At 59.1% G+C, this 11,379-nt stretch carries 17 protein-coding genes and 1 pseudogene; 12 read left to right on the forward strand and 6 right to left on the reverse strand.

What is annotated here, in order from left to right; translation table 11 throughout:
* Together DXY10_RS15090 and psbC are read left to right on the forward strand one after the other, a co-directional pair.
* Positions 1-71: pseudogene (locus DXY10_RS15090) on the forward strand (photosystem II protein D2); the annotation flags it as partial.
* Positions 55-1,443 (forward strand): photosystem II reaction center protein CP43, encoded by a 1,389-nt coding sequence (gene psbC, locus DXY10_RS00015; RefSeq protein WP_115014566.1) that lies wholly within the window; start codon positions 55-57, stop codon positions 1,441-1,443. The pseudogene DXY10_RS15090 and the gene psbC, both read left to right, overlap by 17 nt.
* A gap of 259 nt (positions 1,444-1,702) precedes the next feature.
* On the opposite strand, the gene DXY10_RS00020 is transcribed toward psbC, so the two are convergent.
* Together DXY10_RS00020 and DXY10_RS00025 are read right to left on the reverse strand one after the other, a co-directional pair.
* Entirely contained in the window at positions 1,703-1,975 is a 273-nt protein-coding gene (locus DXY10_RS00020; RefSeq protein ID WP_136988948.1) for a hypothetical protein, read from the reverse strand.
* A 60-nt stretch (positions 1,976-2,035) separates the two neighbouring features.
* Positions 2,036-2,611 carry a nucleoside triphosphate pyrophosphatase gene (locus DXY10_RS00025; protein ID WP_115014571.1) on the reverse strand — a complete coding sequence of 192 codons (576 nt, stop codon included), beginning with the start codon at positions 2,609-2,611 and terminating at the stop codon, positions 2,036-2,038.
* Between the two features lie 63 nt (positions 2,612-2,674).
* Between DXY10_RS00025 and DXY10_RS00030 the strand changes: the two genes are divergently transcribed.
* Genes DXY10_RS00030 through DXY10_RS00045 form a run of 4 tightly spaced genes read left to right on the forward strand, consistent with a single transcriptional unit; the run spans position 2,675 to position 5,423 of the window.
* Positions 2,675-3,079 (forward strand): Npun_F0494 family protein, encoded by a 405-nt coding sequence (locus DXY10_RS00030; RefSeq protein WP_115014574.1) that lies wholly within the window; start codon positions 2,675-2,677, stop codon positions 3,077-3,079.
* 44 nt (positions 3,080-3,123) lie between these two features.
* A complete protein-coding gene (locus DXY10_RS00035; protein ID WP_115014606.1) occupies positions 3,124-4,608 on the forward strand; it encodes a cobyric acid synthase in 1,485 nt (494 codons plus the stop codon).
* Positions 4,605-4,844, forward strand: a complete 240-nt coding sequence (locus tag DXY10_RS00040) for a 2Fe-2S iron-sulfur cluster binding domain-containing protein (protein ID WP_115014576.1) — start codon at positions 4,605-4,607, stop codon at positions 4,842-4,844. Before DXY10_RS00035 ends, DXY10_RS00040 begins: the two co-directional genes overlap by 4 nt.
* Before the next feature lie 51 nt (positions 4,845-4,895).
* On the forward strand, positions 4,896-5,423 hold the full coding sequence (locus tag DXY10_RS00045; protein ID WP_115014579.1) for a hypothetical protein: 528 nt from the start codon (positions 4,896-4,898) through the stop codon (positions 5,421-5,423).
* 39 nt (positions 5,424-5,462) lie between these two features.
* Here the strand turns inward: DXY10_RS00045 and DXY10_RS00050 are convergent, their stop codons facing one another.
* Entirely contained in the window at positions 5,463-5,690 is a 228-nt protein-coding gene (locus DXY10_RS00050; protein ID WP_115014580.1) for a hypothetical protein, read from the reverse strand.
* Positions 5,691-5,899: 209 nt separating this feature from the next.
* On the opposite strand from DXY10_RS00050, the gene DXY10_RS00055 reads away from it, so the two are divergent.
* The 3 genes from DXY10_RS00055 to DXY10_RS00060 are packed head-to-tail and all read left to right on the forward strand — an operon-like array spanning position 5,900 to position 7,709.
* Complete coding sequence (locus tag DXY10_RS00055) at positions 5,900-6,793, forward strand: DMT family transporter (protein WP_115014583.1); 894 nt, start codon at positions 5,900-5,902, stop codon at positions 6,791-6,793.
* Between the two features lie 20 nt (positions 6,794-6,813).
* Positions 6,814-6,975: a hypothetical protein gene (locus DXY10_RS14355; protein ID WP_170955634.1), complete on the forward strand. Its 162-nt coding sequence runs from the start codon at positions 6,814-6,816 to the stop codon at positions 6,973-6,975.
* Positions 6,972-7,709 carry an MBL fold metallo-hydrolase gene (locus DXY10_RS00060; protein WP_115014585.1) on the forward strand — a complete coding sequence of 246 codons (738 nt, stop codon included), beginning with the start codon at positions 6,972-6,974 and terminating at the stop codon, positions 7,707-7,709. The genes DXY10_RS14355 and DXY10_RS00060 overlap by 4 nt, the downstream gene beginning before the upstream one ends.
* A 108-nt stretch (positions 7,710-7,817) precedes the next feature.
* Here the strand turns inward: DXY10_RS00060 and DXY10_RS00065 are convergent, their stop codons facing one another.
* Together DXY10_RS00065 and DXY10_RS00070 are read right to left on the reverse strand one after the other, a co-directional pair.
* Positions 7,818-8,474, reverse strand: a complete 657-nt coding sequence (locus DXY10_RS00065) for a phosphoribosyltransferase family protein (protein WP_115014588.1) — start codon at positions 8,472-8,474, stop codon at positions 7,818-7,820.
* Between the two features lie 56 nt (positions 8,475-8,530).
* Positions 8,531-8,791, reverse strand: a complete 261-nt coding sequence (locus tag DXY10_RS00070) for a DUF1651 domain-containing protein (protein ID WP_115014591.1) — start codon at positions 8,789-8,791, stop codon at positions 8,531-8,533.
* A gap of 88 nt (positions 8,792-8,879) precedes the next feature.
* Here DXY10_RS00070 and DXY10_RS00075 point away from each other — a divergent pair, with 88 nt between their 5' ends.
* A complete protein-coding gene (locus tag DXY10_RS00075; RefSeq protein ID WP_115014594.1) occupies positions 8,880-9,539 on the forward strand; it encodes a secondary thiamine-phosphate synthase enzyme YjbQ in 660 nt (219 codons plus the stop codon).
* 79 nt (positions 9,540-9,618) lie between these two features.
* Positions 9,619-9,768: a ribbon-helix-helix protein, CopG family gene (locus DXY10_RS00080; protein ID WP_115014597.1), complete on the forward strand. Its 150-nt coding sequence runs from the start codon at positions 9,619-9,621 to the stop codon at positions 9,766-9,768.
* A 51-nt stretch (positions 9,769-9,819) separates the two neighbouring features.
* On the opposite strand, the gene DXY10_RS00085 is transcribed toward DXY10_RS00080, so the two are convergent.
* The gene (locus DXY10_RS00085; RefSeq protein ID WP_115014608.1) at positions 9,820-10,059 is read right to left on the reverse strand and encodes a hypothetical protein; all 240 of its coding nucleotides are present in this window, start codon (positions 10,057-10,059) and stop codon (positions 9,820-9,822) included.
* An 883-nt stretch (positions 10,060-10,942) separates the two neighbouring features.
* Here DXY10_RS00085 and DXY10_RS00095 point away from each other — a divergent pair.
* Positions 10,943-11,173 carry a hypothetical protein gene (locus tag DXY10_RS00095; RefSeq protein ID WP_170955635.1) on the forward strand — a complete coding sequence of 77 codons (231 nt, stop codon included), beginning with the start codon at positions 10,943-10,945 and terminating at the stop codon, positions 11,171-11,173.
* Positions 11,174-11,379 lie beyond the last annotated feature (206 nt).

The raw sequence follows: 11,379 nt of genomic DNA on the forward strand, positions 1-11,379 counted from the left end.
CACCGGCTGACCAGCCGCACGAAAACTTCGTCTTCCCTGAAGAGGTTCTGCCCCGTGGAAACGCCCTTTAATTCCGGTCTTGTCGCCACGGGCGGCAAAGACCTTGACTCAACCGGTTATGCGTGGTGGTCAGGCAATGCTCGTCTGATCAACCTGTCCGGCCGTCTGCTGGGTGCCCATGTGGCCCACGCTGGCCTGATGGTGTTCTGGGCAGGCGCAATGATGCTGTTCGAGGTGAGTCATTTCACCTTCGACAAGCCCATGTACGAACAGGGCTTCATCTGCATGCCGCACGTTGCCACCCTTGGCTACGGCGTCGGTCCTGGCGGTGAAGTCACCAATCTGTTCCCATTCTTTGTGGTCGGTGTTCTGCACCTGATCAGCTCCGCAGTGCTCGGACTGGGTGGCCTCTATCACGCCATCCGTGGTCCTGAAATCCTGGAGAACTATTCCACCTTCTTCTCTCAAGACTGGCGGGATAAGAACCAGATGACCAACATCATTGGTTATCACCTAATTCTGCTTGGCGTCGGCTGCCTGCTCTTGGTCTTCAAGGCCATGTTCTTTGGCGGCGTTTACGACACCTGGGCACCAGGTGGTGGTGATGTGCGTCTGATCACCAACCCCACCCTGAATCCAGGTGTGATCTTCGGCTATCTGTTCCGTGCTCCGTTTGGTGGCGAGGGCTGGATCATCGGTGTGAACTCCCTGGAAGACATCATCGGTGGCCACATCTGGCTGGGTCTGACCCTGATCTTTGGTGGCATTTGGCATGTGATCACCAAGCCATTCGGCTGGGTGCGTCGTGCCTTCATTTGGAACGGTGAGGCCTACCTGAGCTACAGCCTTGGAGCTCTGAGCTTCATGAGCTTCATCTGCTCCGCATACATCTGGTTCAACAACACCGCCTATCCCTCAGAATTCTGGGGACCCACCAACGCTGAATCGTCCCAGGCTCAGAGTTTCACCTTCCTGGTTCGTGACCAGCGCCTTGGCGCCAATATCGGATCCGCCATGGGTCCAACTGGTTTGGGTAAATACCTGATGCGCTCACCCACTGGCGAGATCATCTTCGGTGGTGAAACCATGCGTTTTTGGGACTTCCGTGGTCCCTGGCTGGAGCCCCTCCGTGGCCCCAACGGTCTCAGCCTCGACAAGCTGCAGAACGATATTCAGCCTTGGCAGGTCCGCCGCGCCGCTGAATACATGACCCACGCCCCTAATGCCTCACTCAACTCTGTTGGAGGCATCATCACCGAGCCCAACTCGGTGAACTTCGTGAACCTTCGCCAGTGGTTGGGAGCAGCACAGTTTGTGCTCGCCTTCTTCTTCCTGGTGGGTCACCTCTGGCATGCAGGCCGCGCTCGCGCTGCTGCTGCCGGTTTCGAAAAGGGAATCGACCGTCAGGCCGAACCCACTTTGGCCATGCCCGATCTCGACTGATCACAGCGATCAGTCCCTCCGGCATCAAGCCAACAACGATCGTCACTCAACCCCGCCGAAAGGCGGGGTTTTGTGTTGGCTCAATCATGAGCGCAGTCAATCGTCTGGTGACGAAGTCGGTCTTCAAAACGAGCGCGATAAAGATCTGAGCCAAGCAGCCTGCAGAGAAGACTGCTGGGATGGCGGCCATGCCAGGGAAGCCAGTCTCCACAATCAAATGGCAGGCATGAGGTGATGCATGCCACCGTGAGCTTGACGATCAGAAACTGAGGTCGAGAAGCGAGTGTCCGTTAGGAGCTCGGCCCTTCTCTCCAGGAGCAACCGGCGTGTTGACATCGAAATCTGACTGACCGAGTCGTTGCGAAGACCCACTGAAGTGAGCCTGCTCGGATGAAAGATCCAAGGAGGTTGATGTGGATGCGATTGATGGAGTCCCGACCTGGGGGCGATGGACAGGCTCCATGGCGCACACCGGCGTGATCAAGGACAACGTGGCCAACAGAGGCCAGCAGGCATGGCGCAGAGCAAACATCAAGCCGAGCACGAAGGGGGTACCTTCGACTTAGCTACGGCCAGAGAAAAATGACAACGCTCAAGCAGCAGCCAACCATCGACGCAGCAGCGGCAGGCTGAGGCCAATCACGTTGGAGTAACAACCATCCAGCCGCTCCACACAGCAGCCGCCTCGTCCTTCAAGGGCAAAGCCACCGGCACACTGCATTGGCTCCCCAGTGGAGACATAGGCCGCAATCTCCTCATCGGTCAGCTTGGAGAACAGCACGCGAGTGGTGACACAACAACGGCGTACCGGAAGGGATGGTGCAGCAGCAGGGCCGGGCAGCAAGCAGTGGCCGGTGTGCAGCTCTGCCCATGCTCCACGTAAGCGCTGCCAACGCGCGATCGCCTCCTCAGCATCGGCGGGTTTGCCAAACACCTCACCCTCAAAGACCAGCACAGAATCGCAACCCAACACGGCTGTGATCGCCTCATCGGCGCAGTGCTCACGCACCCCAGAGGCCTTGGCTGAAGCCAACAACTGAACCAGCTCAGCTGGATCTGGATCGAAAATCGCCTCCTCATCAACGCCACTCACCTGAACGCGGTGATGAATCGCAGCCTGTTCCAGCAAGCGGCGACGAGCAGGTGATGCGGATGCCAGCAAAAGCACGGCTGCAACGCGGATGTGCAGAGTCTGCCAACGGCTGCACGGCCGACCGCTCCAGCCACGAGAATGGGCCACGAACCACCAGCCACTGTGAACGCATCAGCCCAGACCCTGCTGACCGCCCGCTCCCGGGAACGGGCCCGGCAGGCTGTGCGCTGTCTACCCTTTGCGCTGGAGTTCTACAGCATTCTCGAGAGGGGAGCCCTCAGTAGCACTGAGCTCGCGGCACGTCCCGACTGGTCTGAACTCTGCCGCAGCCAGCTGAACCGATCACGCACGGAAGACCAACTGATCTGGCTAATCCAACTCGGAGTCTTGCGCCGTGAGGTGGATGGACAGGGACTGACCGAACGGGTACGCCTCACGCCAATGGGACGTGAGTTACTACTCGCCTGGCCCGCTGGCATCCCTCCAGCCTCGCTAGCCCAGCGGCTGCATCACTGGCTGCGCCGACGCCGGCCCCGGTTGTGAGCCCAGCCATGGCGATGACAACGCATCCAGCCCGCCCACCGCTGATGGTGCTTGGCACCAGCAGCGGTGCCGGCAAGTCATTGATGAATGCAGCTCTCTGCCGCGTGCTCCTACGCCGCGGCGAGCAGCCGCTGCCCTTCAAGGGTCAGAACATGAGCAATAACGCCTGGGTGGATCCAAGCGGCGGTGAGATGGCCTACTCCCAGGCGCTTCAGGCCTGGGCCGCGGGCCTCGAGCCCGAATGTGCCATGAACCCGGTGCTGCTCAAGCCCCAGGGCGACTCCACCAGCGAACTGATTCACCTTGGCCAGGCAGTCGGCCGGGCAAGGGCAGAAACGTATTACGAGGAATGGTTTCGCCCAGGCTGGGCAGCCATTCGCAAGGGCCTGACCAACCTGCAAACCCACCACCCCGGCGGCCGACTTGTGCTGGAGGGAGCTGGAAGCCCAGTGGAGGTGAATCTGCAGCGCCGCGATCTCACCAACCTGCGACTGGCGCAGTACCTCCGTGCCCGCTGCCTCCTGGTGGCGGACATCGAACGGGGAGGCGTGTTCGCCCAGATTGTGGGCACCCTCAACTTGCTCAGACCCGTGGAACGCCCCCTGATCAGGGGAATCCTGATCAATCGTTTCCGCGGCCGCCAATCCTTATTTGACGAGGGGCGACGCTGGCTTGAGGAACACACTGGAGTGCCGGTGCTGGGAGTGATGCCCTGGCTCGATGAGCTGTTCCCCCCGGAAGACTCGCTCGACCTGCTGGAACGGCGTGGCCGCAAACAAGGGGCCGAGGTGGAGATCGCTGTGGTACGAGTGCCCTCGCTCAGTAATTTCTCGGACCTCGACCCACTCGAAGCCGAGCCCACGGTGCAACTGCGTTGGATCAGCCCAGGCCAAGAGCTCGGCCGACCAGATGCGGTGGTCATTCCAGGCAGCAAACAAACGCTGCGCGATCTCCAGGCCCTAAGAGACAGCGGCCTCGACACCAGCCTGGTGCGGTACGTGCATGAGGGTGGCCAACTGATGGGCATCTGCGGCGGCATGCAAATGCTGGGGCGGGAATTGCACGATCCAGAGGGACGCGAAGGTCCTCGCAACCCAAACAAGGTTGCCGGACTCGACCTGCTGCCACTGAGCACACTGTTCAGCAGCCAGAAGGCCCTACTACAGCGAAGCAGCGTGGCCGACTGGCCCATGGGGAGCCCACGCTTGAGCCTGGAAGGATTTGAGCTGCATCGCGGTCACACCACGGCTGTGGAGGACTGCTCCAATCTCTGCGACAACGACACACTCGGCTGGGTCAGCAGCGTGGGGACCCAGGGGGGCCTGGTGGTGGGCACCTATCTGCATGGCATTTTCGAAAGCGGACCCTGGCGCCGGCGCTGGCTCAATCAACTACGGGACCGCCGCGGACTCAGTCTTCTCAGCGAAGACCAACCCCATCACAGCCGACAGCGCGATGCCTTGCTCGATCGCCTCGCGGACGCGTTTGAGCGTCATGTGAATCTGGACCCTCTCCTGGAGGGGCCATGACAACCGTGCGGATTCACTGGCCCAATGGGCGCCATGGTGAACACGTGGTGGGCAGCGACTGGCTGACAGCGGCTCGGGATGCAGGGGTAACCATTCCCACCGGCTGCATGGGTGGCAGTTGCGGTGCCTGCGAGATCGAGGTGAACGGCACGACGGTGCGAGCCTGCATCAGCACGGTTCCGAGCAGCAGACGTGGCGAACTCAAGGTCGAATTCGCCACGGATCCCTTTTGGTGAAGCGCATCACCACCGCTGACCTCTGCCCTACCAGATTTTCACCATCCAAGAATGAACAAGCTCACCAAAACGGCTCTCTTGTTGACAGGAGCGACCTTACTAACGGGCTGCACTTTGCCCATCTCAATGAATCTGCCTGGGCAATCTCCGGTTAAACGGATTTACTGCTCGATCAAATCGATTGGCATCGACTTGCATTTCGACAACACCACCGGAGAACTGTTTTCCCACAATGACTTCACATCCTTACTTGACCCTTTCAAGCTCGAGAAGGAGATCCCCTTTAACGAATTCATCCCCGACGAGGCGATCCAAGCGGGGCTAATAGCAGTAGGAGGACCACAGGGGAGCATCGAAAACGGCAACCTCGCCATCAAGCTTTTTGACAAAACCGATCCCAGCAATTTCGTCAGACTACTGATCAACCTGGAAACGCTGAAGGCAAAGCTTGATCTCAGCAAGGTAGGCAGCGGCTACAATGCACCGAGCCAAAATGATGTCAATACAGTGACAGCGTATGTTGGCAAATCACTAACGTGTGAATACATCCCTCCACAATCGATCAAACGGTCGAACTAGCAACCGTTCCGAAAGAGAAGGCATCAAGATCACGTCACCTCAACGCTTGAGCACCCGGCAGTAGGACAACCAACCGGCGATCCCACCATCCAGCTCCTGGCGCTCTTCATCAGTCTTGGGCTCAGGCAGGCCCAACTGCTTGATGGCCTCCAATCGGGTGAGGTAACCAGCCTCAAAGCGGGCACAGATCAGTTGATGCTCTGCCAGACGATTGATGGCGCAACCACTGAACAGCAGGACAGCTGGCAGAAGCCATACCCTCGTCATCAGGCTTCTCAACATGATTCTCCAAGCAAAGGACAGACCAGACAGGGCAGCGATGAGGTGAGCAGGGCATTCCCCTTGCTGTCAGCCAGATTGACTACAACGATCGCGCAGACCAATGAACCACACCGAGAGGCGGCGAGGCGGAGGCCGATTGGTGGTGGGCTTGGTTCTTGGCCTAACGCTGCTTCAGGGACAAGGGAGCTGATCGGATGGGAGTCCTGGCAGGTCTCGTCGCCGCCCTGGCATGGACCGTGGCCAGCAGCCTCTGGCGCAGCCTGTCCACATCCCTCAGTTCCCTGCAACTGAACGGCCTCAAAAATGCCATCGCCTGCCTCTTGCTGCTGCCGGTGCTCATCGCCGTGCCCTGGCAACATCAGCCAACTGCGTGGCTGATGTTGCTACTCAGCGGCGCCATCGGCATTGCTGCAGGCGACAGCTTTTACATCGGAGCCTTGCGGCGACTCGGCACCCGTCGCACCCTCACCGTTGAGGCACTCGCACCTCTGCTGGCTGCCATCAGCGGCCTTGTCTGGATGGGCGAAGACCTCGGCCTGCTCACCTGGAGCGGAGCCAGCCTGGTGAGCCTTTCCGTCGTGATCGTGGCCCGACAGCGTCCGCCGACACAAACGGCAGAGCGTGATCGAGGCCACCAGGCCCAGGCCCTCGGTCTGCTGTTGGCACTGATGGCGGTGCTCTGTGGTGTTGGTGGAGCCGCCCTCTCCCGCAGCGTGCTGCTAAGCGCTGCGGTGCAACCGATACAGAGTTCCGCCGTCAGGCTGCTGGGGGGTCTGGTCTGCCTGCTGCCCTGGCTGCTCGGGTCTCGAGGCTGGCCATGGCATGGGCAGGAGCGTGCTGGTCCATGGCCGAAGCAACGCCGCTGGCTTCGGGTCATGACAGCCACGGTGCTGGGCACGAACTTAGGCATCCTGTTGCAGCAGGAGGTGTTGCAGCGTCTCCCTCTGGCCGTGGCTGTCACCCTGCTGAGCACCGCACCCGTGATGGCAGTTCTGGTGGCATCCCAAGAGGGCGATCATCCACGCGCTGCTGGTGTGGCTGCCTCCCTACTGGCGGTCACCGGTGTGGCCATGGCCGTGTTGGACTGAATCAGCGTTCGCCATACCCCATGACTGCCCGCCGCTGGTTTGTACTAGTTGGGGCCGTTGCCGGCCTGATCGCGATGGTGGCCTGGATCGGAGAAATCGATCTCGGCATCGACAACTCCCTCTCCGCCCCGCCAGGCTCCCAACCACTGCCATCAGACCAATCCAGCGGCAATCAGCCATGAGCAAGGCAGGGTCAGCGACCTATTTCGGATCCAACAGCTGGCTACTAGAGATCGCAGGACTGCGGGTTTTGGTAGACCCCTGGCTGGTGGAGGCCCTGGTGTTTCCGCCGGGTGACTGGCTGCTCAAAGGTGAACTCCAGCACCCATGGCCGATCCCGGAGCAACTGGATTTACTGCTGCTCACCCAGGGGTTAGCCGATCATTCCCACCCGCCGACCCTCCAACGCCTACCCCGCAGCCTGCCCGTGGTGGCATCACCTGCAGCAACGCGCGTTGTCAAAGGTCTGGGTTTCGAACACGTCACCAGCCTGAAACCCGGTGAACAGCATCAGATGGATGGCCTGAACATCCTGGCCTCAGCCGGTGCCCGTGTGCCGATGGTGGAGAACGGATACCTGCTGGATTGGCCGGAGGGCTCGCTGTATCTCGAACCCCATGGAGTGCTTGATCCTGCTCTCCCCAATCGTTGTGTGAACACAGTGATCTCACCGGTGAGCGATCTAGGCCTGCCGCTAGCGGGGGCCTTCATCACCGGAGCCAGCGTGCTGCCTCAGCTGATGGAGCGTTTCCAACCACGCCAGATCTTGGCCAGCACAACGGGAGGCGATGTGCGCTTTTCAGGCTTGATCAGCCGCTGGCTGCAGACCAGCAGCAGCGCCACGGTCGCGCAGCCGATGACAAGTGCTGTTGTCACCCCGGTACCAGGACAACCGGTCATGCTTGAAGGTGCTTAAGCGATCAAAGCCCCAACCGAGCAGGGGCGGGGATTCAAGCCTTTAGCTCAAGAGTTTGCGCCATCAGGCTGACGAAACAGCCAGGGACAATGCACAACAACTGAACCGTTAAGGCACCACACCGGGCTGCTGGCTTTCGAGAAATTCAGCGCCATGGGCATAACGCACATTCACAGGAATACCGGCCTTGCACAGTGGACATTCGTCTGCAGACCAGGCAGGCAAGATGACTTCATCGAGAAAGATAAACCTCTCCACCCCAAGGTCTTCTACCCCAACATTCGCCCGGTTCACATATGTGGCGATACCGATCGGACGGCCACCGACTCGAACAACGGCCTCGCAGGTCAGGCGCACTGAAAATCCAGTATTAACAACATCATCGACGATCAGAACAGATTGATTTCTGATCAACTCGTCATACCCTCTTTTGATCTCAAAGCTTGCAGTTTTACCTTCAGCATCAAGCTGACGCTCAGCAAAAACACAACCACATCCGAGAGCCAACGCGGTGTATTGAGCGCAAATCACACCACCGATGGCAGGTCCACAGACCAAGTCAGGATTCAAGCCTCGATCCTTTATCTCCGCGCCTAAGAGTTGCCCAAGCTGATACGCAAGGTCTGGTTGACAGTTGATTAGATCTTTGGCGATCCATCCGGAGCCATGATCGCCCGAGGCATACACAAAGTGATCAGCTTCGATCAGCGTTCCGCTCGATTCCAGAATCCTGCGTGTGGCCTGCTGTCGATCCTGAGAAGACATCGCGTCTGCACGAGGCTCACTGCATTCAGCCTGGCAAAGACTGCAGGATCACTGGATCACCACCTCGGAGCACTTCGCACCCACCCGGCTTGCAGCATGTGCGTCCAAGCGTCGATGGCGTTGTGGCGCAACAGGCGCCTCACCACAGGCTGGCCAGCAGCATGGAGCGATCGGGTCTCAACCTCAATCCACTTCGCATGTGCTGAAGGCAGCGCATTGCGGAACCGGCAGACCAGCTGCTGCTGCTCAGACCACAACCAACCGTCCCGATCCTTCTGTGGATAGCGTTCAACCTGGGGATGATCCTTCTTGGGCATAGGTGAAAGGATGGCGCCCTGTTTGGCTGGCGCGAGGCTTTGATCGCCAGAGCGTTGCTATCGGTAGGGACCGCTCACTGCAGCAAGCATGGCCCTGGCCCAACGCCTGCATCAACTGGAGGTGCCCACCAGAGAGCCGGGATTTACACGGCTCAATGAACTCCTCAATGCCTGGATCGCTGGCACCGGCATTCAGCAGGGTGTACTGCATCTCACCTGCCTGCACACCAGCGCCAGCCTGACGATTAACGAAAATGCTGACCCACGTGTTCTCAAGGACCTGCAGGCCTGGATGGATGCCGTGGTTCCCCAAGACGGCCAAGGCCCCATCAATGGCGATGGCCAACGCACCCGATACCTGCATGACGACGAAGGCGATGACGACATGCCAGCCCATATCCGCACAGCGTTGACCAGTCAGACCATGACGCTGAGCATTGACCAAGGTCATCTACTGCTTGGCGTGTGGCAAGGCGTTTACCTCTGGGAGCACCGTGCCAACCCCCAGACACGGCGCATTGCCTGTCATGTCGTCGGTGAGCCGCAAGAGGAGCAACAAGCCAAGCCCGCCAGCACTGCACAGCAAAGCTCTTCAACGATGCTTCAGCGCCTGAGTGGAACCAAGCTCAATCAAGCGGTACAAGCCCGCTTCGATCCCAATGCCTGGGAGCGCGATGGCGGCATCGACACCGACGTCGATCTGCTGATCGACCGCCTGCATGAACTCACCGACAAGGGATCGGCATGATTGCCAAAAAAAACTGCGCACCCCAGCAACGACAAACCCCGGTGAAGCAGCTAGAAAGCAACCAACCTGGTTGCGTGGCATGGACGTTAGAGACGAAACGGAGAACACCGTGCATCTCAGCCCCGAACTCGTGAAAGTGCTCGATCAGCGCAGGCGGGAATGGGGAGCCACCAGCCGAGGCGAGGTTGTGGAAATGCTTTTAGGCTGGATGAAAAAGAAATCAGCCTGATCAATTAAGGGCCGCCCTGCATCAGAATTCAGCATGATTAGCGGCTCAGGATCATTCCTTAGCCCTCTTGAAGGTGTAGCAACCACCGTGATAACCCGTAAATGGTTGGGCATATGTCATCAGTTCCCAGCCCTGCTCCCCAAGTTCATTCATCAAGCCCACCAGGGTGATGTTCCTCTGTGGGTGACTTCGAGAGATCAACTGACGGTCATCGAGCCAAAGCTCCTCGATTTCACCTGTCCAGCTTTTGCCACGGGGAACAAAGCGAAGTTGCGTGTATTCCCATTTCATCAGCAGTGGAGTCGGTGGAGGTAGGGGCGGCCGCGACTTTAACGCGTGGGCAATGGTTCCGAACGGCAGAGGGATCTGCAGAAGCCGCTCTGATCGACTGCGAGCTTCAAAACAAAGAGAGCGTCCCACTCAGACAAGCCGTTCAGTAGTGCTCGCGAGCAAATGCGTTGAGGGGAACGGCAGCAACAGGCCTCTCCAAGCCTGCCCATGTCTTAGGCACATCCAGTGAACTCGTGACAACCTGCAAAAAGGCCAAGACCTGGAGCGGTGTTTGCAACTCCATCGACCTGGTGTGGATGAAAGCGATTGGATCAGGATTCCAATCGCTTTCATTCGAGGCCTAGGTGTTCCAACACTGAAGCCGTGAAGCTTCTGGAGGCAAAGCCAGCAATCAAATGAAAAATGAAGAGCACTCAGCGACAAAAAGCTGAGTCAATCGCTGCGCTGGAAGCGATGCAGGGCGGATGCAATTAAGCAGGAGAAGCTTGATGAATCCCTTCGGATTGTTCCTGTTCTGCCAGCTCACGCAGGTATCGGCGGCGTTGGGGGGATTCGTAGCCAGTGAGCTGATGGGTGGGTGGATGGATGCCCCACTTTCTCCACTCCCTTCTGGGAGCGACTTGTCTTCGGTTCATGGAATCGAGTTATCGGTTCTCGCGCAGTGGGCCTTTATCTGGCACTTTGGCGTGAAGTAAGTATCACACATCTGTCAAGCCTTATTCAGCCACCTCTCTGGCATCCCCATTCGATGGCGCCTTGGGGGCTGTCTATGCATGGACAGAGGCAGGGCATCGATCCCGCCAGTCAGGGGTGAGGGTTGAGTGGCGGCGGACGTGAGAATCAGAGCTAGGAGCAGCTGGTAGCACGGCAGTGCCGCTCAGCCATGCAGCACTGTGAAGACAACGGCAGGAGAGCGATGGCAGAACAACGCAATGCACTTCAGCGGATCGATGCCTCTGTTGTTGCTGCAGAGCAACGCTGCGGAGATGACTGGCCAAAAGGGCTGGCGGCTGCCATTGCCAGAGGACACAACACGAGCGTCAGACGAGTGATGGCACGAAGAACGGCGCTCCGAGCCAGTCGCGGCTTCTTCGGCTCCTTGTCATCGATCTAGCCCCCGCCCCTAACGGGGCGAGGGCTTGCACTTGGCTGCCTTCAGAGCCGTCCGTTGCTTTGAGCCTCAGCGGTAGACCGGCTGCACGTAACCGGAGTGCTGCTGGTAGCTGCTCTGCTGCGAATAGCCATAAGCAGGCTGGTGATACACAGGAGCCTGAGGCGCAGGGGCGTAGTTCACCGTCTGATAGCCGTAGCCAGGCTGCT

The sequence above is a fragment of the Synechococcus sp. UW140 genome (genome assembly GCF_900474295.1).
Classification (GTDB): Bacteria; Cyanobacteriota; Cyanobacteriia; order PCC-6307; family Cyanobiaceae; genus Synechococcus_C.

Coding starts and splice junctions, on each gene's coding strand:
- DXY10_RS00020 (WP_136988948.1), bottom strand. CDS start 1,975: ATGTTTGCTCTGCGCCATGCCTGCTGGCCTCTGTTGGCCACGTTGTCC.
- DXY10_RS00030 (WP_115014574.1), top strand. CDS start 2,675: ATGGGCCACGAACCACCAGCCACTGTGAACGCATCAGCCCAGACCCTG.
- DXY10_RS00035 (WP_115014606.1), top strand. CDS start 3,124: ATGGTGCTTGGCACCAGCAGCGGTGCCGGCAAGTCATTGATGAATGCA.
- DXY10_RS00040 (WP_115014576.1), top strand. CDS start 4,605: ATGACAACCGTGCGGATTCACTGGCCCAATGGGCGCCATGGTGAACAC.
- DXY10_RS00045 (WP_115014579.1), top strand. CDS start 4,896: ATGAACAAGCTCACCAAAACGGCTCTCTTGTTGACAGGAGCGACCTTA.
- DXY10_RS00050 (WP_115014580.1), bottom strand. CDS start 5,690: ATGACGAGGGTATGGCTTCTGCCAGCTGTCCTGCTGTTCAGTGGTTGC.
- DXY10_RS00055 (WP_115014583.1), top strand. CDS start 5,900: ATGGGAGTCCTGGCAGGTCTCGTCGCCGCCCTGGCATGGACCGTGGCC.
- DXY10_RS14355 (WP_170955634.1), top strand. CDS start 6,814: ATGACTGCCCGCCGCTGGTTTGTACTAGTTGGGGCCGTTGCCGGCCTG.
- DXY10_RS00060 (WP_115014585.1), top strand. CDS start 6,972: ATGAGCAAGGCAGGGTCAGCGACCTATTTCGGATCCAACAGCTGGCTA.
- DXY10_RS00065 (WP_115014588.1), bottom strand. CDS start 8,474: ATGTCTTCTCAGGATCGACAGCAGGCCACACGCAGGATTCTGGAATCG.
- DXY10_RS00070 (WP_115014591.1), bottom strand. CDS start 8,791: ATGCCCAAGAAGGATCATCCCCAGGTTGAACGCTATCCACAGAAGGAT.
- DXY10_RS00075 (WP_115014594.1), top strand. CDS start 8,880: ATGGCCCTGGCCCAACGCCTGCATCAACTGGAGGTGCCCACCAGAGAG.
- DXY10_RS00080 (WP_115014597.1), top strand. CDS start 9,619: ATGGACGTTAGAGACGAAACGGAGAACACCGTGCATCTCAGCCCCGAA.
- DXY10_RS00085 (WP_115014608.1), bottom strand. CDS start 10,059: ATGAAATGGGAATACACGCAACTTCGCTTTGTTCCCCGTGGCAAAAGC.
- DXY10_RS00095 (WP_170955635.1), top strand. CDS start 10,943: ATGCAGCACTGTGAAGACAACGGCAGGAGAGCGATGGCAGAACAACGC.